Origin of the sequence: Paenibacillus sp. B2(2019), assembly GCF_008370385.1 — a bacterium.
Classification (GTDB): Bacteria; Bacillota; Bacilli; order Paenibacillales; family Paenibacillaceae; genus Paenibacillus_AQ.
The window spans coordinates 211,226-236,100 of record NZ_VTZR01000017.1; the positions used below are offsets into that span (position 1 = coordinate 211,226).

Annotated in this window: 18 protein-coding genes; 12 read left to right on the plus strand and 6 right to left on the minus strand. The window is 44.9% G+C overall.

Features of this window, described 5'->3' with window-relative positions:
* Positions 1-4 precede the first annotated feature (4 nt).
* The 3 genes from PAENI_RS15245 to melA all read left to right on the plus strand — a co-directional run bounded on the left by PAENI_RS15245 (position 5) and on the right by melA (position 4,782).
* A complete protein-coding gene (locus tag PAENI_RS15245) occupies positions 5-2,059 on the plus strand; it encodes a methyl-accepting chemotaxis protein (RefSeq protein ID WP_149645877.1) in 2,055 nt (684 codons plus the stop codon).
* Between the two features lie 166 nt (positions 2,060-2,225).
* Entirely contained in the window at positions 2,226-3,158 is a 933-nt protein-coding gene (locus PAENI_RS15250) for an AraC family transcriptional regulator (protein WP_149645878.1), read from the plus strand.
* A gap of 118 nt (positions 3,159-3,276) precedes the next feature.
* Positions 3,277-4,782: an alpha-glucosidase/alpha-galactosidase gene (gene melA / locus PAENI_RS15255; RefSeq protein ID WP_149645879.1), complete on the plus strand. Its 1,506-nt coding sequence runs from the start codon at positions 3,277-3,279 to the stop codon at positions 4,780-4,782.
* Positions 4,783-4,990: 208 nt separating this feature from the next.
* Here melA and yhbH read toward each other — a convergent pair whose 3' ends face one another.
* The 4 genes from yhbH to PAENI_RS15275 all read right to left on the minus strand — a co-directional run bounded on the left by yhbH (position 4,991) and on the right by PAENI_RS15275 (position 15,426).
* The gene (gene yhbH / locus PAENI_RS15260) at positions 4,991-6,154 is read right to left on the minus strand and encodes a sporulation protein YhbH (protein ID WP_149645947.1); all 1,164 of its coding nucleotides are present in this window, start codon (positions 6,152-6,154) and stop codon (positions 4,991-4,993) included.
* 86 nt (positions 6,155-6,240) lie between these two features.
* Positions 6,241-7,926 carry a DUF11 domain-containing protein gene (locus PAENI_RS15265; protein ID WP_149645880.1) on the minus strand — a complete coding sequence of 562 codons (1,686 nt, stop codon included), beginning with the start codon at positions 7,924-7,926 and terminating at the stop codon, positions 6,241-6,243.
* Entirely contained in the window at positions 7,923-14,660 is a 6,738-nt protein-coding gene (locus PAENI_RS15270; RefSeq protein ID WP_149645881.1) for a DUF7507 domain-containing protein, read from the minus strand. Before PAENI_RS15270 ends, PAENI_RS15265 begins: the two co-directional genes overlap by 4 nt.
* A 121-nt stretch (positions 14,661-14,781) precedes the next feature.
* Positions 14,782-15,426, minus strand: a complete 645-nt coding sequence (locus PAENI_RS15275; protein WP_149645882.1) for a methyltransferase domain-containing protein — start codon at positions 15,424-15,426, stop codon at positions 14,782-14,784.
* 204 nt (positions 15,427-15,630) lie between these two features.
* Here PAENI_RS15275 and PAENI_RS15280 point away from each other — a divergent pair, with 204 nt between their 5' ends.
* The gene (locus tag PAENI_RS15280) at positions 15,631-16,098 is read left to right on the plus strand and encodes a hypothetical protein (protein ID WP_076284187.1); all 468 of its coding nucleotides are present in this window, start codon (positions 15,631-15,633) and stop codon (positions 16,096-16,098) included.
* A gap of 87 nt (positions 16,099-16,185) precedes the next feature.
* Here PAENI_RS15280 and PAENI_RS15285 read toward each other — a convergent pair whose 3' ends face one another.
* Positions 16,186-16,647 (minus strand): hypothetical protein, encoded by a 462-nt coding sequence (locus tag PAENI_RS15285; protein WP_052404212.1) that lies wholly within the window; start codon positions 16,645-16,647, stop codon positions 16,186-16,188.
* Positions 16,648-16,816: 169 nt separating this feature from the next.
* Here PAENI_RS15285 and PAENI_RS15290 point away from each other — a divergent pair, with 169 nt between their 5' ends.
* Complete coding sequence (locus PAENI_RS15290; protein ID WP_149645883.1) at positions 16,817-17,203, plus strand: DUF423 domain-containing protein; 387 nt, start codon at positions 16,817-16,819, stop codon at positions 17,201-17,203.
* 79 nt (positions 17,204-17,282) lie between these two features.
* On the opposite strand, the gene PAENI_RS15295 is transcribed toward PAENI_RS15290, so the two are convergent.
* Positions 17,283-17,810 (minus strand): hypothetical protein, encoded by a 528-nt coding sequence (locus tag PAENI_RS15295; RefSeq protein WP_149645884.1) that lies wholly within the window; start codon positions 17,808-17,810, stop codon positions 17,283-17,285.
* Positions 17,811-18,025: 215 nt separating this feature from the next.
* Here PAENI_RS15295 and PAENI_RS15300 point away from each other — a divergent pair, with 215 nt between their 5' ends.
* The 7 genes from PAENI_RS15300 (at position 18,026) to sufB (ending at position 24,493) form a co-directional block, all read left to right on the plus strand.
* Positions 18,026-18,328 carry a YunC family protein gene (locus PAENI_RS15300; RefSeq protein ID WP_042186349.1) on the plus strand — a complete coding sequence of 101 codons (303 nt, stop codon included), beginning with the start codon at positions 18,026-18,028 and terminating at the stop codon, positions 18,326-18,328.
* A 243-nt stretch (positions 18,329-18,571) separates the two neighbouring features.
* A complete protein-coding gene (locus PAENI_RS15305) occupies positions 18,572-19,033 on the plus strand; it encodes a Dps family protein (protein ID WP_042125852.1) in 462 nt (153 codons plus the stop codon).
* 285 nt (positions 19,034-19,318) lie between these two features.
* Positions 19,319-20,101, plus strand: coding sequence for a Fe-S cluster assembly ATPase SufC (gene sufC, locus PAENI_RS15310; protein WP_042186351.1), 783 nt, complete (start codon positions 19,319-19,321; stop codon positions 20,099-20,101).
* Positions 20,102-20,128: 27 nt separating this feature from the next.
* Positions 20,129-21,430, plus strand: coding sequence for a Fe-S cluster assembly protein SufD (gene sufD, locus PAENI_RS15315; protein WP_042186353.1), 1,302 nt, complete (start codon positions 20,129-20,131; stop codon positions 21,428-21,430).
* Positions 21,427-22,653 carry a cysteine desulfurase gene (locus PAENI_RS15320; RefSeq protein ID WP_076284184.1) on the plus strand — a complete coding sequence of 409 codons (1,227 nt, stop codon included), beginning with the start codon at positions 21,427-21,429 and terminating at the stop codon, positions 22,651-22,653. The genes sufD and PAENI_RS15320 overlap by 4 nt, the downstream gene beginning before the upstream one ends.
* A complete protein-coding gene (gene sufU, locus PAENI_RS15325; protein ID WP_036684339.1) occupies positions 22,640-23,071 on the plus strand; it encodes a Fe-S cluster assembly sulfur transfer protein SufU in 432 nt (143 codons plus the stop codon). The genes PAENI_RS15320 and sufU overlap by 14 nt, the downstream gene beginning before the upstream one ends.
* A 24-nt stretch (positions 23,072-23,095) precedes the next feature.
* Positions 23,096-24,493, plus strand: a complete 1,398-nt coding sequence (gene sufB, locus PAENI_RS15330) for a Fe-S cluster assembly protein SufB (protein WP_042186357.1) — start codon at positions 23,096-23,098, stop codon at positions 24,491-24,493.
* The last annotated feature ends 382 nt before the right edge of the window (positions 24,494-24,875 follow it).

A 24,875-nucleotide genomic window follows, 5' to 3' on the forward strand; every position in this document is an offset into this window, starting at 1 on the left:
CATAATGAAAAAGCTATGGACTATACAATTTAGATCCGTTGGAATAAAATTGTTCGTTATTCTATTTAGCTCCATAGTGCTTTTATCCTCTGTACTAGGATTGACTTCATATTATGCTGCCAAAGATATCATTACAGATGAGGTTGCCTCGGCCTCCTCACAATCTGTAGTTCAAGCGGCGGACAAGCTGGATTTTGTACTAAATGAATATGAAGCACTTTCGAGACAATTTGCCCTCGACTCCGCATTAAAAGGTGATTTGGAAAAAATAAATAGTGGAGAACTTACAACGGTAGCCAAAGTTTCCGCAGAAGACCGGATTCGTAGAAAGCTAGACTTAGTTAAAGGATCAGATGAGCGGATGTATGGCGTCAGACTGGTATCTAAGAGCTTGGAAGAAACGGAATCGTATAAATCTACTGGCATTAGTGGCCTTCGTAGTGATGAAGGTATTGCTGAAAGACTGAAACAAATTGCGGATGCTAAAGGAGAGCCAGTGTGGTTTCCGGTTCGTGAGAAGGGCTTCTTTGATGCTTATACTGAGCCTTCTTTAACTATGGGGAGATTGCTTCGCAATCTTGTACATCCTGAAGCAGAGTATTACATGCTGATTGAAGTTAAAGGGAAGGCCATGACCGAAATGTTGTCTAATCTTCAGATTGGAATTACGGGTGAGATTAGAATTTTAAGCACAGAAGGTAACATAGTTTATGGTGCGGATCATGCTAAATTGGGTCAACCCTCTTACATAAAAGTATCAGATGAGCAAGATGTAGAGAAGAAACATTCATTTACAGCAGCCGATGAGAACGGAAGTCCTCAGCTTGTCGTTTATCAACCTTTAACGACTGCAAAGTGGACGCTTATGGGATATGCACCAGTCAGTGATTTTACGAAGTCAGCGGACAAGCTCCTTTATATTACGTTCTCTGTGGTGCTTGCAGCTGCCGTGATAGCCTTGTTAATTGGCTATGTTCTTGTTCGTTTGGTTGGGCGTCCTCTGGGTAAGCTGGCGACCTTAATGGAAGATGGCGAGCAAGGAAATCTTCGTGTACGAACGAATTTTAAGGGTAAGGATGAGATTGGCCGACTTGGGCATAGCTTCAACAAAATGATGGAGCAAATTTCTCTGCTTGCAAGCCAGAGTGAAATGTCAGCGGATGAAGTGCTGGGTACTTCAGAACAATTAGTCAAAGCGTCAGGTACAACCTCACTTCATGCCAGAGAGGTTGCATCTGCTACGGGTGAGATTGCACTTGGAGCAGCAAGCCTTGCTGTCGAAGCAGAAAAAAGCCATGCTAATGTCGAAATCATTGGCAGTAAGATGAGTGAAGTAACTGAACTAAATACAGTAATGGACGCTTCGGCGGAACGAGTTATTGAGGTTAGTGATCAGGGGACAGAGCTGATGAAGCTGCTAGTAGAGCAGAGTGAATCTACGGTGGAGATGTTCAATCGAATACAAGAGAATTCCAATAAGCTAAGAGAGAGTACTCATTTAATTCGTAGTATTCTTAGTCCTATGATTGCCGTAAATAAGCAGACCAATATTTTGGCGCTAAATGCCACTATAGAGGCGGTAAGAGCCGGTGCAGCAGGCAGAGGCTTTATAGTGATTGCTGATGAAATCAGACAGCTCGCTAACCAATCGAATGATTCGATCCAATCAGTCTCCAAGATTACGGAAGAGATTGGTCTACACATTGAGAACACGGTTAAAGATATCAATGAGACCGCTCCAAAGTTCCGTGAACAGATTTCTTCTGTACGTGAGTCGTCAACGATCTTTGCAAGTGTCAAAGAGGAAATGGAACACTTCATGGGGCATCTTAGTGAATCTTCGGCCTCTATCCATGAGCTGATAGAGTTTCAGCGTCAATTAGGTGAATCCATGGCGAGTGTCAGTTCCATTGTGCAGCAGACGACGGCTTCGACGCAGGAGGTAGCTTCTATGTCTTCACAGCAATTTACTGTAAGTGAGGAGCTAGTTTCCTTATCTCAAAAGCTGGAGAGCTTAGCAGCAGATCTTAAGCAATCTATGGTTTCTTTTCAAGTATGAGAATTAAATCTTATAAGTAAAAACAATAAAACGAGCAACTCTCCTGTGTATTGGAGTTTTGCTCGTTTTTTTCTATCTTAATGACTTCAAGTAGCTCTTCTTGTCTTAGAAGTAGTTTGAGAGATACACTTGGGTTAACATTTTAATAGAAGAAAGGAGTGATCGATTGACGAATTTTCCTCTAAATCTTAGTGGGAGTCTTTTTCAGCAGGCATTAATTGAAAGAGATTATAGTCCTCATTTTTTCGCTTACTATTATAAACAGTGGAACAACTACAGTATGTCTTACCATCAGCATAATTCAACCGAAATCATGTATTTGATCTCAGGAAGCTGTGTCGTGGATGTCCGTTCAAAAGCAGGTGAAGAAGAGAGATTTAGGTTGAAGCGGGGAGAACTGATCATCCTCGATGCAAATGTACCGCACAGACTGATTGTCGAGGATGGGACGCCCTGCCGAATGCTGAATGTGGAGTTTGGATTTATGGAATATACAGGGGTTGCTCCATCTATCGGCAAGCTCGCTCGGAAAGAAGCGGCACTTGCTGAATGGTTACAGATGCCCTTTTCCAGTCTAGTCATGCCTGATTCGGAGGAAATTTATCATGTTCTAAAAGGACTTGTACTAGAGCTTGATCAAAGTGGCGGGAAAGGCGGAAGTATGGTCGACTTATTGTTCTGTGAGCTTCTGCTTCGAGTATCAAGCTTGCGACAGGATCAGCTTCATGCGAGTCAACAGCCTTCGCAGCTTTATGTGCGGCGCAGTATCGAATTCCTGCATCAGAATTACGACCAGAGTATTCAGGTTAAGGATATCGCTGCCGCGGTCAATCTGCATCCCGGATATCTGCATCGTATTTTTAAGTCACATACAGGTAGGACACTCAGTGATTATTTGAATATGCTGCGAATGGAGAAAGCAAAGATGCTGCTGGGGCAGAGTGATATTCCAATTGCTGAAATTGCCGATTATGTAGGGATTAGTAGCAGACAATATTTTCATCCCCTTTTCAAAAAGTATACTGACAACACGCCTGTAGAATATCGTAATTCCATTGAGCGTCATGCTTGGAGTTATGAAGAGATGGATGTTCAATAGATAAGTTAGGATTTTTGACACCTTCCTTCAAAAGAGGTCATGATATTGGTTACGCTTTCCCTAGCGCCCTTGCTACAATGGACAGGAACAATCAATTCATTACCGGAGGATGATAAGGATGTCATTTAAAGTGTCTTTTATAGGGGCAGGCAGCATTGGATTTACCCGTGGATTGTTGCGGGACTTACTAACCGTGCCGGAATTTAATAATATTGAAGTCTCATTTATGGATATTAATAGCCACAACTTGGAGATGGTTACCGAGCTGTGCCAACGTGATATTAAAGAGAATGGATTAAATATTCAAATCCAGGCAACGACGGATCGAAGAGAAGCCCTGAAGGATGCGAAGTACGTATTTTGTACTATTCGTATGGGTGGACTGGAAGCATTTGCTACAGATGTGGATATTCCATTGAAATACGGAGTCGATCAGTGCGTAGGGGATACCCTTTGTGCAGGAGGCATCATGTATGGTCAGCGCGGGATTGCGGAAATGCTGAATATTTGCCGTGATATTAGGGAAATGGCTGCGCCGGATGTACTCCTACTTAACTATTCGAACCCTATGGCTATGCTGACTTGGGCTTGCAACAAATACGGTGGTGTACGGACGATTGGTCTGTGTCATGGGGTGCAGCATGGGCATGGGCAAATTGCAGATGTGTATGGGCTGAAAAAGTCGGAAGTCGATATTATTTGTGCGGGTATCAATCACCAGACTTGGTATATTTCGGCGAGTCATAAGGGTAAAGATTTGACCGAAGGTCTTTTAGAAGCTTTTGAGAATCATCCAGAATTCAGTCGCACGGAAAAAGTTCGGATCGACATGCTGCGCCGCTTTGGATATTACAGTACAGAATCCAATGGGCACCTAAGTGAATATGTGCCATGGTACCGTAAACGTAGCGAAGAAATTATGGATTGGATCGATCTCGGAAGCTGGATTAACGGTGAGACGGGTGGATATCTACGTGTCTGCACCGAAGGGCGGAATTGGTTCGAAACGGATTTTCCGAATTGGATGAAGGAATCGGCATTGGAGTATACAGTGGAGAATCGCGGAGAAGAACATGGTTCGTTTATTATTGAAGGCTTGGAAACGGGCAGAGTCTATAGAGGTCACTTTAACACTGTGAACAATGGCGTGATCTCTAATTTGCCAGATGATGCGATCATCGAAGCACCAGGGTATGTGGATCGGAACGGTATATCGATGCCGCTTGTAGGTGAATTGCCTTTAGGAGCAGCCGCAGTGTGCAACGTTAGTATCTCGGTGCAACGTTTAGCCGTCGAAGCTGCTGTGCACGGCGATGACAAGCTGCTACGTCAAGCATTTATGATGGATCCGTTGGTAGGTGCCGTATGTAACCCGAAAGAAATCTGGCAGATGGTCGATGAGATGCTCGTAGCTGGGGAGCAGTGGCTGCCACAATACAGCGAGGCCATTGCAAAAGCGAAGGAACGCTTAGCTTCAGGAAATCTTATTCCAACGAATGCCAACAATGAAGGCGCAGCTCGCCTGAAGGTAAAGACGGTGGACGAGATGATGGAGGACCGGGAAGCAGCGAATAGAAATGCGGGTGAATCTGATAAAGGCAAGGATAGAGAGAAGGTACAATAGGCAGTAGAGTTTAAAGCTCACTTGGAATATGACTCTTGCCATCTATTTTCTGAGAGGTAATAAAAGTATTGTGGAACGGTTTAGGACAGTTGAATAGATTTCCATTATGAAAAAAACCTCCCCTCCCAAGCTCTGGAATGGAGGTTTTTTATATGGATAGGACAATAGAACAGGTAGTCTAGCTGTGGGCTATAATCAAACGTAGGAATTATGAATTAACAGTGCCCTTTTGACTGAAGAAGGTCTTTAGCGCCTGGTACACTTCTTTTTTGTCTTTAATGACATAATGCATGAATTGCTCGTGCTTCAGATGACGATAAGCGGACATTAGTGTGCTGCTGCGGTTGTATTGATTCACTTCCCCGTAACCAAACATATTGCTTCGTTTTAGCAGTTCTCCAATTAGCTTCACACAACGTTCGTTGTCGGAGGTGAGGTTATCGCCATCAGAGAAGTGAAACGGATAAATGTTGTACTGCGCTGGCGGGTATCGGCTGTCGATAATCTCAATCGCTTTTTGATAAGCTGAGGAACAGATGGTTCCTCCACTCTCTCCGCGGGTGAAGAAATCATGCTCGCTGACCTCTTTAGCCTCCGTGTGGTGGGCGAGAAAGACAATCTCCACCTTCTCATACTGGCGGCGTAGAAAGCGGGTCATCCAGAAGAAGAAGCTGCGGGCGCAGTATTTTTCAAAAGATCCCATCGAACCTGACGTATCCATCATCGCAATAATGACCGCATTGGAGTGAGGCGTTCGAATATCATCCCATGTTTTGTAGCGCAGATCATCAGGACTTATGCTGTGAATGCCGGGATTACCTCTGCTTGCATTACGCCGAAGGTTCTCCAGCAGGGTACGTTTCTTATCGATGTTGGACATCATGCCTTTTTTACGAATATCGTTGAAGATGATGGATTTAACCTCGATCTCTTCCTTATTCTTTGGCTTCAGATGTGGCAACTCCATATCCTGAAACAAGATGTCCTCCAGATCCTCCAGATTGACCTCTGCTTCCACGGTGTCCTGACCGGGTTGATCGCCTGCTTTTTCCCCTTTGCCGGGCTGTGTCGACTGTGAATCCCGCCCAAGTACATCACCGACCTGACTTTCCCCGTCGCCCTGTCCAACATGCTTTTGCTTACGAAAGTTATAGATAATTCGATATTCATCCAGACTGCGAATCGGAACCTTTACAATCTGCTTACCGCCTGACAAAATAATATTTTCTTCGGTCACGAGATCCGGCAAATTATCCTTGATAGCTTCTCTGACCTTTTGCTGATGACGTTCCTGATCCTGATGGCCTTTGCGATGAAGGGACCAGTCTTCTTTTGAGACTACAAAGGAAAAGGGACCAGATGATTGCGACAGGATGACCACCTCCCATGGAATATAAATATTTATGTTTTGGGGTTGTAACTAAAGTATATTCATGGGGATGGGGGATATGTGATTTCTTATTCACTGATCTCTTCCACAGTCAATATATAACTGTTCGACTGGCTCTCGCCAGTGTATTCACGTCCATCCAGATTGAAGAAGTATGGAGCGGTTACTAAGCCCTTAAGGAAACGACCCAGTACATGTTCACTAACCCTCACAAAATAATGGATGTTTACAGTGGCAGCAGCTTTGACTGTCCCTAGCGACAAAATACCGTTAAATGAAGATTGTGGATTTGGAATCCCATCAATCACAATGCTGCTAGGATCAATAAGACATTCCTCCGGTGTGAGCCGATCAAGGGATACTTCTGCTGGCCAATTCCCATTATTCGTTAGGGAGATCCAGCATTGGACATGTTCTCCTTCTTCTACAAGGGTAGGCTTTGCATGAGTTTCGAGAGAAATGATAGGCAGGACTATTAAGGTAGTAACGATATTGGAACGAGAGGTTTGTCTTACTGTCCGTCCGTCCGGGAGCACAAAAGTATACTGAACACTGCCATGATTTTGGACAGCTGCGTGGGCATGAATGTTTATGGCTGCAGGAATGCTCACTTGAAAGACCACGACCGCTGAAGTTTCGCCTCTTAATGTGCCTAGCTGAATACCATCAGCAGGACGGGCGCCTTTTTGCATCACTCCGTTTAAGAGAACACTATCCCATACGAAAAGAGTGCCCGAAGGGATAGCATCGGTCAGAACCGCATTTACGGCCAAGTTCCCGCTGTTGGTTACCGTTAGTTCATATCTTAGGTTGTCACCTGGAGCTGCTGTAACATGATCTACTCTCTTGCTGATGGTGACACCTGCCAAAACAAGTGAGATAACGACGCTGTTACTCTCGGTTGTATTGGGATCGTCGTCGACGGTATAAGTGACAGCTGCACGGTTAGTCAGGCCCAAGGATGAGGGGATCTCTGTAACTCGAACGCGAAAGGTAATATCAATGCTTAAGTCTTTATCAAGTTGACCAATTAATATTCCTTGCGTAGGCTCTGATTCTGGATAATAGACGCCACCTGCAATGACACTCCCTGGAATGAACACAGATCCGTTAGGAATAGAAATCGTTGCGATGATTTGGTTTAATAGGCTGTTACCTTCGTTCGTAAGCCGTAATGTATAGGTAATTACATCACCTATAAAAGAGGTCGGAGTGCTTGCAGACAACAAGGTAGAGAGCTGGTAGGAGCGTAAAGAAACTAGTACGGAATTAGAATATAAATCTCCATTAACGATTCTTCCCTCGGGTGTGGCAAAAGAAAAACGGCCCAGTGCTTTATTTTGCAGCACTAGTGAAGAGGGAAGTGAAATGATAACCACTTGAAAGGCGATGCTCACTTGACTCTGCGGAGCAATAGAACCTAGCGGTATGCCCGAAGACGGTGTAGCCCCTGGGAGAGGCACACCGTCTCTAAGCACGCTGTTGGAAATAAAGGATACACCCTCTGGAAGAATGTCATACACGGTTAGCGAAGCATCTGTGTTTCCATTATTAGAAGCTTTAATGGTATACACCAGAGTGTCACCTAAAGAGGCATGGAGTTTGTCTGTACTCTTCAGCAATGAAAGCACGGGGCCCACGACCGGGGTGTTAACGGTATTGGAATAGACAATGCCGTCAACACCCGCTGCCGAGTTGAAGAGTACCATAGATTGATTGGTTACGACAGGTTGGGTACGTGAGCCGGGAATCATAACGCTACTACCTGAACCTGGAAGGTGATGGTTGAGGAAGCGCCAGCAGCAATCGTTCCGATGGCAATACCGGAAGCCGGGCTGCCATTAGGTCGTGGGGTTCCGTCTACAGTGATGCTGCCTGTTACAAACTGGCTGCCTGCTGGGATAGGGTCAACCATGATGACGTTATTGACTGGTGAAATCCCTAAGTTGGTAACAACAATCGTATAGGTGATGATATCGCCGACAACGGCATCAATAGAAGTAGTGCTCTTAACGACACTTACATCCGGAGAAGAGACAGGGATGATTAGGACATTTGAAAGTGAAGTTCCGGTGAGCAGACGACCATCTGGAGGTGTGAATGAGAAAGTTGCTGAAGCCTGATTGACTAACTGCTGCGGTGACGGGAGGGAGGCTACTGTAACCTGCAGGGTTATGGTCACTGTTACCGTGCTTCCCGGAGCAACTGCTCCAATATTTAATCCAGTAGCCGGGTCGGAGCCTGGTTGTGGCACCCCATTAATGAGCACGCTGTTTGGAACGAAGATAGCTCCGCTAGGAATCGTGTCAGTTATGACTACATTTGCTATGAGGTTACCAGTATTAGTCACATTCAAGGAGTAAGTAATCGTATCTCCGACAGTTGCGGCGGTTCTGTCTGCCCCTTTGACTACAACGATGATAGGCTGATACACCGGAATAACAAGTGTATTAGAGAATGAGGATCCCGAGAATGCTCCAGATGTGAAGCTGACGGAAGCTTGATCGGTGAGCGTGGCAGGATTAGGCAGTACATTGACGATAGTGTTGAACGAGATATTGACCGAAACGCCCGGTGCAATTGTGCCGAGCGAGATGCCATTCGCTGGATTGGCATTAGGATGCGGAGTGCCATCAACGATCACACTGCCAGCAACAAACGAAGAACCTGCTGGTATTGGATCACTGATGTTTACATTGCTGATATTGGCGATTCCGCTATTGGTAACTGTAAGGTTGTAAGTAATTGTATCGCCAACAACGGCATCTGTTGCTGGTGATGACTTAGTTACGATCACATTCGGTGAGGATACCGAAATCGTTGTCGAATTGGAATTGATCGAACTGTTAAACGTCCGCCCATCAGGCAAGGTGTAAGCAAATGCTACCGATGCTTGGTTAATCAGTTGCTGGCTTGCTGGCAATGTTGAAATGAGTACTGAGAACATAACAGATAGTGTTGCACCTGCGGATATAACACCGAGTGGAATGCCAGCCGCTGGATCTGCTCCCGGAGCTGGGGCACCTTGAATGAGCACACTGTTTGGCACAAATGTTGTTCCAGATGGGATAGTATCACTCAGAGTAGCCAAAGCCCCGTAATTTCCTGTATTGGTTACATTAATCGTGTAGGTTATCGTATCTCCGACGGTCGCTTGAACTGAATTTGAGCTTTTTGCTGCGGCTAGAATCGGTAAGTAAATAGGCGTTGATACAATATTAGAGAAGGCAACATTCGAGAGAACCCCAGAGGTGAAGCTGACCGTTGACTGGTTATTTAGGAGGCCTGAAGGTGGCAATGAGACTGTATTTACTGTGAATGCCACAGTTACAGTTACACCTGGTGCTATGCTGCCCAAGGTTACTCCCGTGGAAGGGCTAACCCCCGTACGAGCCACGCCATCCACTAGTACACTGCCAGATACGAATGTAGTACCCGCAGGAAGTGCGTCTGTGAACACAGCGTTATTTACCGTTTCAATTCCGTTATTGGTAATTGTAACTGAATAGGTGATCGTGTCTCCAACAGTAGTTGATGTGGTAGGCGTAGATTTTACTACAGCCAGATTTGGTGAAGAGACAGGGATAGTAATTGTATTGGATAGGACGGAACCGCCAAGTGTGCGGCCGTCAGGCAAAGTGAAGCTATACGCTACGGTACCCTGATTGACCAACTGTTGAGGATTGGGCAGTGAGGTGATATCAACAGTGAATATTACTGCAGTAGTAGCACCGGGTGCAATAACTCCAGCCGGAATCCCTGTAGATGGATCTGCTTGCGCTAAGGGGAGTCCATTAATGAGCACACTATTCGGAACGAAGGTAGTACCCGCAGGAATATTGTCCGTAATGATTAAGCTTGCCGGATAGTTACCAGTGTTACTCACGGTCAGGGTATAGCTGACAGCGTCACCTGTTGTAGCGTTATTCGTACTTGCTGTTTTGACAACCGAGATGTTCGGCTGGTACACAGGGATGGTAACGGTATTGGAGAAAGTCGAACCCGAAAAAACACCTGATGTAAAGGTTACGGATGCTTTATTGATAAGTGTAGCAGTAGGAGGAACAGAGGTCACGGTCACACTGTAAGCTACCAGCGCCGAAGCTCCGGGGGTTAGGGTGCCAATAGATATCCCGGAAGCAGGATTCAGGTTTGGAAAAGGCACTCCATTCACAGATACGCTACCCGCTACGAAAGCAGCGCCTGCTGGCGTTGGGTCATTAAGTAACACGCTATTAACAGCGTCTAAACCGTTATTGGTAATATTTACGTTATAAGTAACTGTATCTCCGATCGCTACGGAAGTTGAGGTTGAGCTTTTGAATACTACGATATTAGGTGCCGAGACCTGTAGTGTGACAGTATTAGACACAGCAGTTCCGCTTAAGGGCCTACCGTCGGGTGGAGTAAAGGTGAAGCTTGCAGAAGCTTGATTGACGATTTGTTGCGGTGTGGGCAGGGAAACGATATTAACAGAGAAGCTAACAGGGATACTGTTACCCGGTGCGACATTTCCTACAGCGATGCCGGTATCTGGAGCTGCACCTGGTTGTGGCATTCCACCCACGATAACACTATTAGGATTGAAGGTGGTTCCGACTGGAATGTTATCGGTTAGGGTTACATTTGCAGCAAGATTACCAGTATTGCTTACGACAACTGTGTAGATGACCGTATCACCTACAACTAGGGCATCGAAATCACCGTCTCCATCTACGGCACTTTTTACTAAGGAGATCTGTGGTTGAATGACTGGTGTGCTAGTAATATTTGATGAAGAAGAACCGGAGAATACACCGGATGTAAAACTGACGGATGACTGATTATTAATCTGTGATGGTATCGGCATCGTTATCCTCACCTCGAATGTTACGGTAGCTGTGGCGCCTGGGCCTAGACTACCGATTAGAATGCCGGCGGACGGAACTGCTAGCGGCTGGGTAATGCCGCCTACAATTACGGTTCCGGGAATAAAAGCTGCATTCTCAGGCAGAGGATCGCTGAGAATGATATTGCTTACTGTAGCTATACTGTTGTTCGTCAAAACAGAGGTGAATGTAAGGATATCGCCTGTCACAGCGGTAGCAGCATTCACGCTTTTTACGACACTAACGTTAGGTGCAGAGACAGGGACAGAGAGCGTATTGGAAACTACATTTCCTCCGAGCTGACGCCCATCTGGAAGAGTGAAGCTATACGTTGCTGAAGCAGAGTTCAGTAACATTTGTGAAGGAGGTAACGCTGTTATCGTGACCAGAAAGCTCACAGATACGCTGTCACCTGGTACCAATGGGCCTACTGGGATTCCGGTTACAGGGTTATATCCGGGTAAAGGTGTTCCGCCTATGATTACACTGTTCGCGTTAAATACAGCTTGAGGTGGAAGATTATCAGTTAATAGGAGTGTGGCTGCAATATTACCGGTATTGCTGATGAGGATTGAGTAGGACAAAGATCCTCCTACGGATGCCTGAGCGGTATTCGCGCTTTTGACCATACTAATAATAGGCTGATATACAGGTGTTACTACCGTGTTCGAAAGTGAAGAACCAGTGAAGGCAGCGGATGAGAAAGAAGCACTAGCTCTGTTTGCAAACTGCGATGGATTTGGTAAAGAAGAAACATTCACTTTAAAAGAGACCGTTATAGAGCTGCCTGCCGCAATACTACTGATAGATATTCCAGTACCTGGATTTGCGGCTGGTACCGATGAACCGCCAACAATAACGCTGCCTGCTACAAAAGTTCCTCCCGTAGGAATGGGGTCAGAGACGACAACGTTATTCACAGCTACGCTGCTTGTGTTGGATACTAGGACTGTGTAAGTCAGATTCTCCCCAACTGCCACATCAGCAAGGTTTGCGGTTTTGGTAAGCGTGATATTTGGAGCGGAAACTGGGATGGTTAAGATGTTGGAAAGACTAGCCCCGGATAATGATCTTCCGCTTGGTAGTTGATAGGTATAGCTGCTGCTGCCTTGATTGTTCAGAACAGGTGGTGAAGGCAAAGATTGCACAGAGACAAGAAAGGTTACAGGAACACTAGCCCCTGAAGCTACAGTTCCTAAGTTAATTCCTGTAAGTGGAGAGTCTGTTGGTCTTACGATTCCGTTTACAGTTACACTACCCGATACAAAGGTTGCCCCTGATGGAATATTGTCAGTTAAGGTTACGGCTGCTCCAATATTTCCAGAGTTCTGAACAATTAATGTATAAAGAATATTGCCGCCTACGGTTGCACTAGCGGTGTTTGAGCTTTTGACAATTTGAATGATGGGTTGATATACCGGAGTCGTAGTTGTGTTGGAAAGCGAAATGCCAGTGAAGGCTCCTGAGCTATAGGATGCCGTAGACTTGTTCAATAGCTGTGATGGATTAGGTAATGAGATAACATTGACCTGAAAGGTGACAGCAACCGAACTTCCCGCAGCGATTGAACCCACAGTAATTCCTGTTCCTGGATTTGCAGAGGGCTGTGACGTCCCCGCAACGGTAACACTTCCCGTAACCAGTGAAGTCCCTGCAGGAATGGTGTCTGTAAGGGTGACGTTAGTAACTGCTTCAATTCCGTTGTTGGTGATTACAGAAGTATATAGGAGTGTATCGCCGACGGCGACATCGGCAAAACCTGCACTTTTAACCACGGCAACATTCGGGAGTCTAACGGGAATAGACAATGTATTGGACGAGGCTGATCCAGCAATAATTCGTCCATCTGGAACCTGAAAGGTATAAGCGGCGCTTGCTTGATCGACCAGTTGTGGAGGGGACGGAAGGCTGTTCACTAATACACGGAATTGAACGGTAGAACTACCTCCAGCAGCTATCGTTCCAATAGCAATACCTGTAGCAGGATTTCCAGCGAATGGTGTTCCATTGACGGTGAAACTTCCTGCAACATAAGAGCTCCCTGCAGGAATGTTATCCGTAAGTGTCGTTAGCGCACCGATGTTTCCGGTGTTGGTGATTTGAAGCGTATATGTGATTTGATTTCCGACGGTCGCATTTGCAGTGTTGGCTGATTTTACAATGTTAAGAACGGGTGAGTATACGGGTAAAGTTACAGTATTGGATGGAATGACCCCGGTCATGATAGGGCCTCCTGCTACACTTTGAAACGTAAAGGCAGCATTTGCGGTATTCGCGATATTTTGCGGACTTGGCGGTAATGAAGTAACTTTGGCTTGATATGTAACCGTTATTGAAGTACCCAAAGCTAATGATCCTAGAGAGATTCCTGCTGTAATATCAAAGGTTGGTCTTGCGACGCTGGCCACTACAACGCTTCCGGTAACAAAGGTTGATCCTGCTGGCAACGCATCTGATAAAACGACGCTAGCTGCACTCGCTGTACCAGTATTATTGACAATTACAGTGTACGTTACCGTATCCCCGACTATTGGCCCGGACACATTGGCACTTTTAGTAAGGTTTATTTTGGGTGCATTTATATCTACTTGTATGGCATTTCCATTAAGCACATAAGCGTCACCAGAGGTAGTTAATTGTAAAATCGCTGAAGACTGATTATTTGCAAGTCTGGCTGACACGTCAACATTAGTAATGTCCCAGCCTTGTCGGCCACCGATGATGTTGGTTCCTGGATTCCCGTTCGTCTGATTGCGTGTTCCAAATGTTCCAGTTGTATTGAGATTACCTGTATCATTGTTGATTTGTGATGCGAAAAAGTTGTTAGCAAAGTTATTGGGGCCAGATAACGCTACGAGTGTAGCAGCAGTTGGACCAAACAAGGCCTGGTCGCCTGAACGGTTTGCATCTCCCTCCTGTGCGCTGAATAATGCTCTGCCTCCAAGCGCACCTGTTATTGGTGTTGCGAATCCAGTTATCGTAGTTGAAACCGGGGCTGATGTTGCCTGTACTAGTATTGCACCTGCCCGTAGGGACATATTGCGGAATGGGAGGGCTGTATTCTGGTAGATAACACCTAAAGTCCAGCCGGCATGGTTGGCTGTCGAGTCTCCTGGAATTACAATTGTGCCTACAACGCCGCCTGTAGTATAGGTACCGGCACCACCTTGTTGTATAATGCTGGTTACATTGGCGGAACGGACATATGCAGAAGCACCACCTCCCAAATCGACTACGTTACTCGTTGCAGAATCAGGTGTAACGCTAAATGAAGTCCCGGCAGGGGTAATGAAGGTGACTGGGTTGTTTATCGCCGAACTGAGGTTTACGGTTCCATTTATATAGGTGCCACCCCATATCAGCTCTGCATACAGCACTGTGCTACCTGAAGGAAGGACAAGTATGGCTGCTGAACTATTGCTTGTATAAAGACTAGTCGTTCCGTTAGGGTAGGTTCCAAAAATAGACGATGTATTGACAGTGGTAAAGCCACCGATGCTGTCCTGTGTCCCAGGTACTCCGACTGTATCAGAGCGACTAAGTCCAAGTGTGTTGCCCGTAAATGTGATAGCACCGGTCGCATTGATCGTTGCCCGTACGACTAGTGGAATGATTCTCACCTCCTTCGAGGTTAATTTTCTTTTAAAAAAGTGAACCGTCCCATAATCAGGACGGCACAGTTAATACCTGTATGTTAGCCTATGATGTAATTCGGGTATAATTGTATGTCCCATCAATAAATTATAGGGAATTTTGTCTATCGTGTGATTTTAGCCTGCGTTTCATAAGAACACGCGGTTCAGCGTAAAGCCCTCTACTCATCAATTCCAGCTCATGAATAGAAATATCTTCTTTGATTACGGTGAAATGGTACATGATTTCATGCACAACATTGGCTTGAAGCGTCTTTAGTATTTCTAGTTCTTCTGTTTCATAAAGAGGATCTTCATAAGGGTATTGATAGAAAAGCTCCATCCGCAGCAATCGATAATCGAACGGCGGCACCGGGATAGGATAGTCAGGAATCGATGGGCATACTGGACCGGACGGGGGCTGGAAAAAGGATCCTGTGAAATACCTCGGAGTATATTCATCAAACTTCTGCTTAAAGGAAGGATTGGACATATGAACAAAACTGTGGGCATACGGGGCCAGTATACAAACAATGGCTTTGTGAGTGCTAATTCTGTGAATTTCCGACATAACTGCGGATAAATCGTCGATATAAGGTAATACACGACTAGCCATTACAAACTCGGCGGTATTGTCCGGCAAAGGGATGCCTTGGCTAATGTCACAGACAATATCTACGTTGGGACCCGCGATACGATCGATCCCGAGATAACCTGCTTCTTTACTGGATCCGCAGCCGATATCGATTCTCAAGGGGACCACTCCTTAGGGATAAATCAGGCTCAACACTATTGTATTAATCTCGCTTAAGCCTGCATCCGGCGGATGCCTATTAAAGATTGGAAGTTACTAAAAATAACGTATTATGAAACCTTAGCAGAGTTGATACGTTTATAGGAGTAGGCTTATAGAAAATGACTTTGCAAACAACCGCTAAACATAGAGGAGGCAGTCAACATGAAAAAACAACGTTCCTTACCCGCTATAGCTGCAATCGCAGCATTAACGCTAGCCCTAACCGCTTGCGGTGCTACTAATAATTCAGCACAGCCATCTGCAGAACCAAGTGCAACAGCTTCTCCAGTGCCAACAGAGGAGACCACAAGCACACCCGTACCTACAGAAGGTACAAGTACCACTGCACCAACAGAGAATCCAAGTACTCCCGCACCCAAACCTACTGCAAATCCAGAAGCTAAAATTCTTAAAGGAACAGGCGTTTACGTCGGCCAAATAGATAGTCATTCTGTTGAGATTGAGACCAAAGAAGGTCCTACGGCTTTTGAGATCACAGCTGGTATGGAGAGCGTTATTGAGAAGTTAAATACGGATGATCCTGTAGCTTTTGAATATGTTGAAAAAGCAGTGGAAGGCGATGCTACAGTTAAACAGCGTGTACTTTCGAAGCTGTCACTTGCAAAGTAAAGGAACGCTATCATTTATGAATAACAAAAGGGCTGCTCCTGATTGATTTCAGGAACAGCCCTTTTGTCTTGGAATTAGAAATGAACGTTATAGCGTCCCGGCATTGACTAAGAAAATAGTAATAAGCAGCATAAAGAGTAGGATAATCACACCGTTGATGATAGTGCCTATAACGCCGAAAACCTTACGTCTCTTCCGGATGGAAAGCCCAATAATGCCGATGACAACACCAATTACATTAAGAGCTGAAAGAATAATAACAGTCATTCCAAGAAGCATGATGGACTGCGATGATTCGGCTAATAGATTCGAGTTCTCGTTAACCATGGAAGAAGCCTTCATAATAATGAAAACGAAGAGAGCTGCATAACCCATTATGGTCACGAGGCTGATGATGAAAGAAGCAATACCAGGTCCAGAGTGTTGCAGGTCATGATCTACTTTCTGGTACGAATACGACGAACCAGCACTTGGCTGACTCAGATCAGGTTGGGTATTTCCTACCTCTGCTGTAGGCGCGTCAGATTTTGAGAGAGAATTAAGGTCCATAGGTTGCACTCCTTGAGAGATAAGAATGAAATGTTGTTAATATCCACTTTTTCATATTGATGCTAAAAAAGCAACCCCTGATTGTGGCTAATTCGTAAATGGCTGCTGGAAAAAGCAATCGGTAATCGTTTATGATAGAAGAAGTCTAATATTAAGGAGTTGTAATCGCATGCAACGGAAACTTATGGCCTGGGGGGCTGTGCTAGCAATGCTGGCAGTAGGAGTAGGCGCTTTTGGCGCTCATTTATTAAAACCTGTTATTAGCGAAGAATATATGAAGGTATATGAGACGGGTGTACAGTATCATCTGGTACATGCGCTGGGTGTAATTCTGATAGCACTGGCTGTAGGTCAATGGGGAGAAAGTACCCGGTTACGCTGGGCAGGAAGGCTATTAATAGCAGGGACGATTTTGTTCTCTGGTAGCTTATATGTACTGAGCATCTCCGGAATTAAGGTGCTTGGAGCGATTACACCTATTGGTGGTGTATGCTTCATAGCAGGCTGGTTATGTCTGGCTGTGGAAGCATTCTTACGCAGCAAAGAGGCATCCTAAGCGATCAAGTTACAGAAGTTGATAAATAAGCATCCGTTCCATAAAGGGGCGGATGCTTATTTATCTGTAACGTATACGTTTACAGAAATTCGTCGATTTCATTTAAATTAAAGCTGTATACCTGTTTCTCATCCACGTGATAGACACTAATAGAGTTGGCTGCTTCATCAAAATTTAAAATACGACAGGGCATGGACACTTGTTTTCCGTACCGATTCGCTCGTAAACGTACTAATTGGTTGTTCTGAATATACTGTCGAATTTTCCCGTATGCATCAGCTGGCGTCTCAATAGCTGACTGCTGTGCAGGCAATACTGCCTGTTTATCAATCGGTTTATCGAGCTGCTTTTTAGTGGTCTTTGGTGGCAGCTTAAATGAAGTTGGAGGAGCAGAGCTTTGATTCAAGGCTAGTTTGGCAGAACGAAGCAAGCTGTCAATGGTTCTCCCCAATTCAAGACCGGAGTTAATGTTGAAATCTGTGATTTTGTCATTATTGTTCAACATTTCAAGCAGATATTGCAATGCAAGCGGGTTGGTACGGGCATTAATCAGGATGTCGACATTAAATAAATAGTTGCCGTCTGTGTGTTGTAGTTTCTCGTCCATAGATCCCCCAGCTTTTCGTTTGAACATTTCTTTACAATTATAAGAATGTAAATAAACTATAACATTAAACAAGTAATAATCATATACCTGACACTAGAGAAAATGGGACCAAGGTACTGTGTTTTTTACGAAAAGCCTAGGACTACCAACTGCACATCAGCAGGGAGTGAAGCATACATATACATCGTGGTTGGTGAATAAAGGAGGTGCTGCTATTGGTTACTATGGAGCCCATTACCGTAGGTGAACATACGCTGATCGGGGTAGAAGTTAAGCTTCCGAAAACAACGCTGCTCTCAATCAGCACAAGCCGAGGGTATATTATGTGTGGTGCGCTGGATGTTGGTTTGCTCAATGAGAAGCTCAGTGATCGGCATATTATCGCAGCCCGGGCGGTTGGTGTACGTACGCTGTCACAGCTGTTAGCTGCCCCATTGGAGTCTGTAACCATAGAAGCGGAGCGTCTAGGTATCGTACCCGGCATGACGGGTGCGGATGCATTACTTCTCATGGTCTGACTGAACAATCTTACAAAATCCAAAACACAAGAGGCCATTGGCCTCTTGTGTTTTTTTGCAAGAATCAGAAATTGAACATAATAGAGAGCGTCTTTAGTGTAAATAATTTAAACAGAGATTTTATGGAAGGGTTCTCCTTGTTTCGTCTTACATGCTAAGGGGTAAATTAAGAATAGACAAGTTGCTGCCGGATGAAGGATTAAGTAGCCCGGTAAATATAAAGGATAAGGATGGGATCATCTCATGGCTAAAGCATCTAATAAAGTAAATACAACTTCACTGGAACAAATTTTGAATCGTCAGGTTGCTAACTTGAATGTATTGTACGTTAAAATCCATAATTTTCATTGGTACGTAAAAGGAGAACAATTCTTCTCTCTTCACGTGAAATTTGAGGATCTATATAATGAAGTGACGCTGCAAATGGATGAAGTTGCAGAGCGTCTGCTAAGCATCAAAGGAAGTCCCGCTGCAACGATGAAAGAATATCTGGAATTGGCAACGATTCAAGAAGCTACTGGTAAAGAGGACACACGTGGTATGGTCCAGTCTCTGATTGAAGACTTCGCTACTATTTCTGAAGAGTTGACAGAAGGCATTGAGCTTGCTGAGGAAATTAAGGACCAGCCTACCTCTGACATGTTTATTAAAATTCGTGGTGATCTTGAGAAACATCAATGGATGCTGCGTTCCTACCTTAGCTAAACGATAAAGCGTATGAAATAAGGCTTCCTGCGGGAGGTCTTATTTTTTGCGTTAGGTGGTTACGGAAAATAGCGAAACATGCGGTGCATTAAAGGATAAATAAAAAGAGATATTTGTAAAAAGACAGGGTTTGTTATAAAATTGTTGAGAATCATTGATAATCATTGTGATTCAATTTATAATAATTATAATGTGATATAGAATCTAATTGTGCTGGGAATCAGGATCATCCTGTTTCAATACAACTTTTGATTTCGCAAATCGATCAATGGAGGGAATAATATTATGGCAGCAGATTTTGTCATTGAGGGACTTAAAGCGACGATTGAGGGAAAAGAGATTTTGAAGGGGATTAACCTTCAAATGAAAGGTGGCGAAATTCACGCCATCATGGGACCAAACGGTACAGGTAAAAGTACCTTGGCGTCAGCTCTTATGGGTCACCCTAAATATGAAGTAACTGAAGGAACAGCAACACTTGAAGGTGAAGATCTTCTGGAGATGGCGGTTGATGAACGCGCACGTGCAGGTCTTTTCCTTGCTATGCAGTACCCAAGTGAAATTTCCGGAGTAACAAACTCCGATTTCTTGCGCTCTGCCATTAATGCCCGTCGTGAAGAGGGCAGCGAAATTTCTTTGATTCGTTTTATCCGTCTTATGGAAGCGAAGATGAAAGAACTGGACATGAATCCTGAGTTCCTACACCGTTACCTAAACGAAGGCTTCTCCGGTGGTGAGAAGAAACGTAACGAAATTCTACAAATGATGATGCTAGATCCAAAAATCGTGATTCTTGACGAAATTGACTCTGGTCTTGATATTGATGCTTTGAAAATTGTTGCCGAAGGCGTAAACTCCATGCGGAGTGAAGATCGCGGTTTCCTGGTTATTACCCACTATCAACGTCTCTTGAACTACATCAAGCCTGATTTTGTACATGTTATGATGCAGGGCAGAATTGTAAAATCCGGTGGTCCTGAGCTTGCACAACGTCTGGAAGCAGAAGGCTACGAATGGATTAAAGAAGAACTTGGAATTGAAGACGAAACAGTAGGGCAAGACGCGTAAGAAACGCCAGGAAGGAGGAGAACACTTATGACGACACAGACCATTCTTCCGGTGGATGCCGAGCGCTTGAGCGAATTATCGCATAGTAGCGGCGAACCGGGTTGGCTGAAAGAAAGCCGCTTGAAAGCACTTGAACTGGCAGCTACTCTGACACTGCCTAAATTAGAGAAGACACGGATTGATCGTTGGAATGTGAATAATTATGGTAGCTACAAAGCAAGCGAAACCATTGCTTCACTGAAGGATGCACCTGCTTCCATTTCCTCCTTGATCAAGGATCAGGAAGAAGGCAGTCTGATTATTCAACGTAACTCTGGTGCAGTATATACACGACTAGCTCCTGAACTTGCAGCACAAGGTGTTATTTTTACCGATCTGCAAACGGCTGTTAAAGAGCACGGAGATTTGGTACAACGTTACCTTCATAAGGCGATTCAGCCTGACGAGCATTCTATCGCTGCGCTTCATGCAGCACTATGGAACGGGGGAGTATTCCTCTATGTTCCTAAGAATGTAGTGGTTGAAACTCCACTTCAGGCGGTGCTGTTAACAGATGATGCGGAAGCTTCATTTGTTCCTCACATTCTGATTGTAGCGGATACTAACAGCTCCCTGACATACGTAGACAACTACGTGTCGGATAAAGAGGAAGCTGGCTTGCACAATGGTGCTGTAGAAGTATTCGTGGGTGCAGGTGCTAAAGTACGTTATGCTACAGTGCATCAGCTGGGCGTGGATACAACAGATGTGACTTACCGCCGCGCTGTTGTTGAGAATGACGGAACGATCGAATGGATTGTTGGAGAGATGAACTATGGTGATACAGCAAGTGATACCAAATCTGTGCTCAAAGGTAATGGCTCTAGCTCGGATGCTAAAGTAATTGCTGTAGGTACGGGATCACAGAAACTGAATTACACTACTCAAGCTCAGCATTTCGGCAAAAATACCCCAAGTGACATGATCACTCGTGCGGTTATGCGTGATAATGCTACTTCTATCATCAACGGAATTACCAAGATCGAGAAAGGTGCTACAAGAGCCGACGGTCAGCAAACAGAGAAAGTATTGATGCTGAGTCCAAAAGCCCGTGGTGACGCCAATCCGATCCTGCTGATCGATGAAGATGATGTTACAGCAGGCCATGCCGCTTCCGTAGGACAGGTCAATCACGAGCAAGTCTTTTACCTGATGTCCCGCGGAATTACACGGCATGATGCAGAAACTCTGATCATCTATGGCTTCTTGGCTCCTGTTGTGTCGCAAATTCCACTAGAGGGACTGCGCAATCAGCTCCAATCTCTTGTGGAAAGGAAGTTAGGTCAATGATTAGCAACGCCATCCGGGAGCAATTTCCCATACTGAACCAGAATGTGAACGGCCATCCACTGGTCTATCTTGACAGTGCTGCTACTTCACAGAAGCCTCGTCAAGTGATTGAGGCGGTCAAGTCGTATTATGAGTGGGATAACGCCAACGTACACCGTGGCGTCCATACTCTAGGCAGCCGTGCAACAGATGCCTACGAGGGAGCCCGGGAGAAGCTAGCTAAGTTTATTAACGCCCGCAGCACTAAAGAAATCATCTTTACGCGCGGCACAACCACTGCCCTAAATCTTGTTGCCTCTTCTTACGGGCCATCTGCAGTGGGTGAAGGCGATGAAATTGTCATCACCCTGATGGAGCATCATAGTAATTTGATCCCCTGGCAGCAGCTAGCTAAGAAGACAGGTGCTACTTTAAAATATATACCGTTGCAACCTGACGGAACGATTACGCTTGAAGATGCTGAGAAGACGATTACGGATAAAACCAAGATCGTTGCTATCGCTTATGTGTCTAATGTTATGGGAGTAACTCATCCGATTAAAGAGCTTGCGGCGATTGCTCATCGAAACGGTGCGGTAATTGTCGTAGACGGCGCACAGAGCACACCTCATGTGAAGGTCGATATGCAGGATCTGGATTGTGATTTCTATGCACTTTCCGGACATAAAATGCTAGCACCGACTGGAATTGGGGCTTTGTACGGCAAAAGAGCACTCCTTGAAGCCATGGAACCTATTGAGTTCGGTGGCGAAATGATTGATGATGTGGGTCTCTATGAATCGACATGGAAAGAACTTCCTTGGAAGTTTGAGGGCGGTACGCCGATCATTGCAGGAGCTGTTGGATTAGGTGCAGCCGTAGATTTCTTACAAGAAATCGGCATGGATGAGATTCACAGCCATGAGAAGCAGCTTGCCGCATACGCAGAACAGCGTTTATCTGAAATTGATGGCTTGACCATTTATGGTCCGCGCAATCGTGAAGTTGGCGTTGTGACTTTTAATCTGGGTGACGTTCACCCGCATGATGTCGCTACAGTACTAGATGCGGAGGGAATTGCTATCCGTGCTGGTCATCACTGCTGTCAGCCGCTGATGCGCTGGCTGGAAGCCAGCTCAACAGCACGTGCGAGCTTTTACCTGTATAACACCGAGCAGGATGTAGATCGACTGGTGGACGCTTTAATCAAGACAAAGGAGTACTTCGGCTATGAACTTGGATGACTTGTACAGACGCGTAATTATGGATCATTATAAAAGTCCTAGGAATCGTGGTTCATTTGAAGATGATGCTCTGAAAATTGAACTGAATAACCCAACTTGTGGTGATCGTATTACACTTCAGCTTAAGGTAGAGGATGGAATCGTCAAGGATGCCCGTTATAACGGTGAAGGTTGCTCGATCAGTATGTCATCGGCTTCGATGATGACTGAGGCGATCAAAGGACAAACGGTTGAACGAGCACTCGAACTAGCCGATAACTTCTCCTTACTGATGAAGGGTGAAGACGTGGATTTTGGAGATTATGAAGACATTGAAGCCCTATCGGGTGTGAATAAATTCCCTGCGCGGATCAAATGTGCAACACTGGCTTGGAACGCGCTTCGTAAAGGAATTGACGAAGAAGAGCAACATAAATAACAGTAGAACAAGGAGGCTGACACCATGGCTAAGAAAGCGCCTGATATGGAAGAGTACCAATACGGGTTCCGTGATGAGCATAAGTCGATATTCCAGTCTGGTAAAGGTTTGACGGCCGAAATTGTTAAAGAAATTTCAGCAATCAAAAATGAACCACAGTGGATGCTTGATTTCCGCTTAAAATCCCTTGAACAGTTCCGTAAAATGCCGATGCCTACATGGGGCGGCAATATGGATGATTTAGATTTTGAGGATATTCAATATTATGTAAGACCTTCCGAGAAACAAGGGAAGACTTGGGAAGAAGTTCCTTCCGAAATCAAGGAAACCTTTGATAAGCTGGGTATTCCTGAAGCGGAACAGAAGTTCCTCGCCGGCGTATCGGCACAATATGAATCTGAGGTTGTATACCACAGCATGCAGAAGAGCCTTGAAGATCAAGGGGTTATTTTTACAGATACCGATACTGCACTGCGTGAACATCCAGAACTTCTTAAGAAGTTCTTCGGGACGATCATCCCTCCAACCGATAATAAATTTGCAGCACTTAACAGTGCAGTTTGGTCAGGCGGAAGCTTCATCTACGTTCCTAAAGGTGTGAAATGTGAAGTTCCTTTGCAGGCTTACTTCCGTATTAACTCCGAGAACATGGGACAATTTGAGCGTACCTTGATCCTCGCTGACGAAGATAGCTTCGTGCATTATGTAGAAGGCTGTACAGCGCCAATCTACAGCACGAATTCTCTGCACAGTGCAGTTGTTGAAATCTTGTGTATGAAGAACTCACGCGTTCGTTATACTACGATTCAGAACTGGGCTCCAAACATCTACAACCTCGTTACTAAACGTGCGGTTGCAGAAGAGAATGCTACGATGGAATGGGTCGATGGCAACATCGGTTCCAAGCTGACTATGAAATACCCTGCGGTTGTTCTTAAAGGCCGTGGAGCTAAAGGTTCAGTACTGTCCATCGCGGTAGCGGGTAAAGGCCAGCATCAGGATGCGGGTGCCAAGATGATCCATTTGGCTCCAGACACAACATCCACCATTGTATCGAAATCGATCAGTAAGCACGGCGGTAAAGTAACTTATCGCGGTCTTGCTTCCTTTGGCCGTCAGGCAGAAGGTGCGAAATCGAACATCAAATGTGATACGCTCATTTTGGATAACGAATCCACTTCGGATACGATTCCTTACAATGAAATCATGAACGATAACATTGTGCTTGAGCACGAAGCAACGGTATCCAAAGTTTCTGAGGAGCAGCTGTTCTATCTAATGAGCCGCGGTCTAACAGAAGCTGAGGCAACTCAAATGATCGTTATGGGCTTCATCGAGCCGTTCACCAAAGAACTGCCGATGGAATATGCGGTCGAAATGAACCGTTTGATAAAATTCGAAATGGAGGGAAGTATCGGTTAACCTTGATTTTTAAGGTTCCGGCTTCACTCTAATAAGTAATACAAAATACGTATTCGCAGTGATCTTGATGCTTTTATGCTCAAGTCACTCGAATGCGTATTTTTTATTGGAAATTGAAGTGGGTGTTTCGTGTTTCATTTGAGAGGGTTAAATCCAAATTTTATGCAAAAAAGCTTGATAAAAGTTTTTTTTGGAGGGGGCGATCACATCAAGGATCATGATGTTTCTTAATTCAACAGCATTAAGGAGGAAACTCGAGTATTTTAAGACAATGATGGTCGTTTATCACCTATATATGGGTCTTTTTTCCGAAATAACAGGATAAACGCTCAATTCTACCCTTTGCCGCTTTAAATTAGGGATGATACACTGCTTAAAGTCA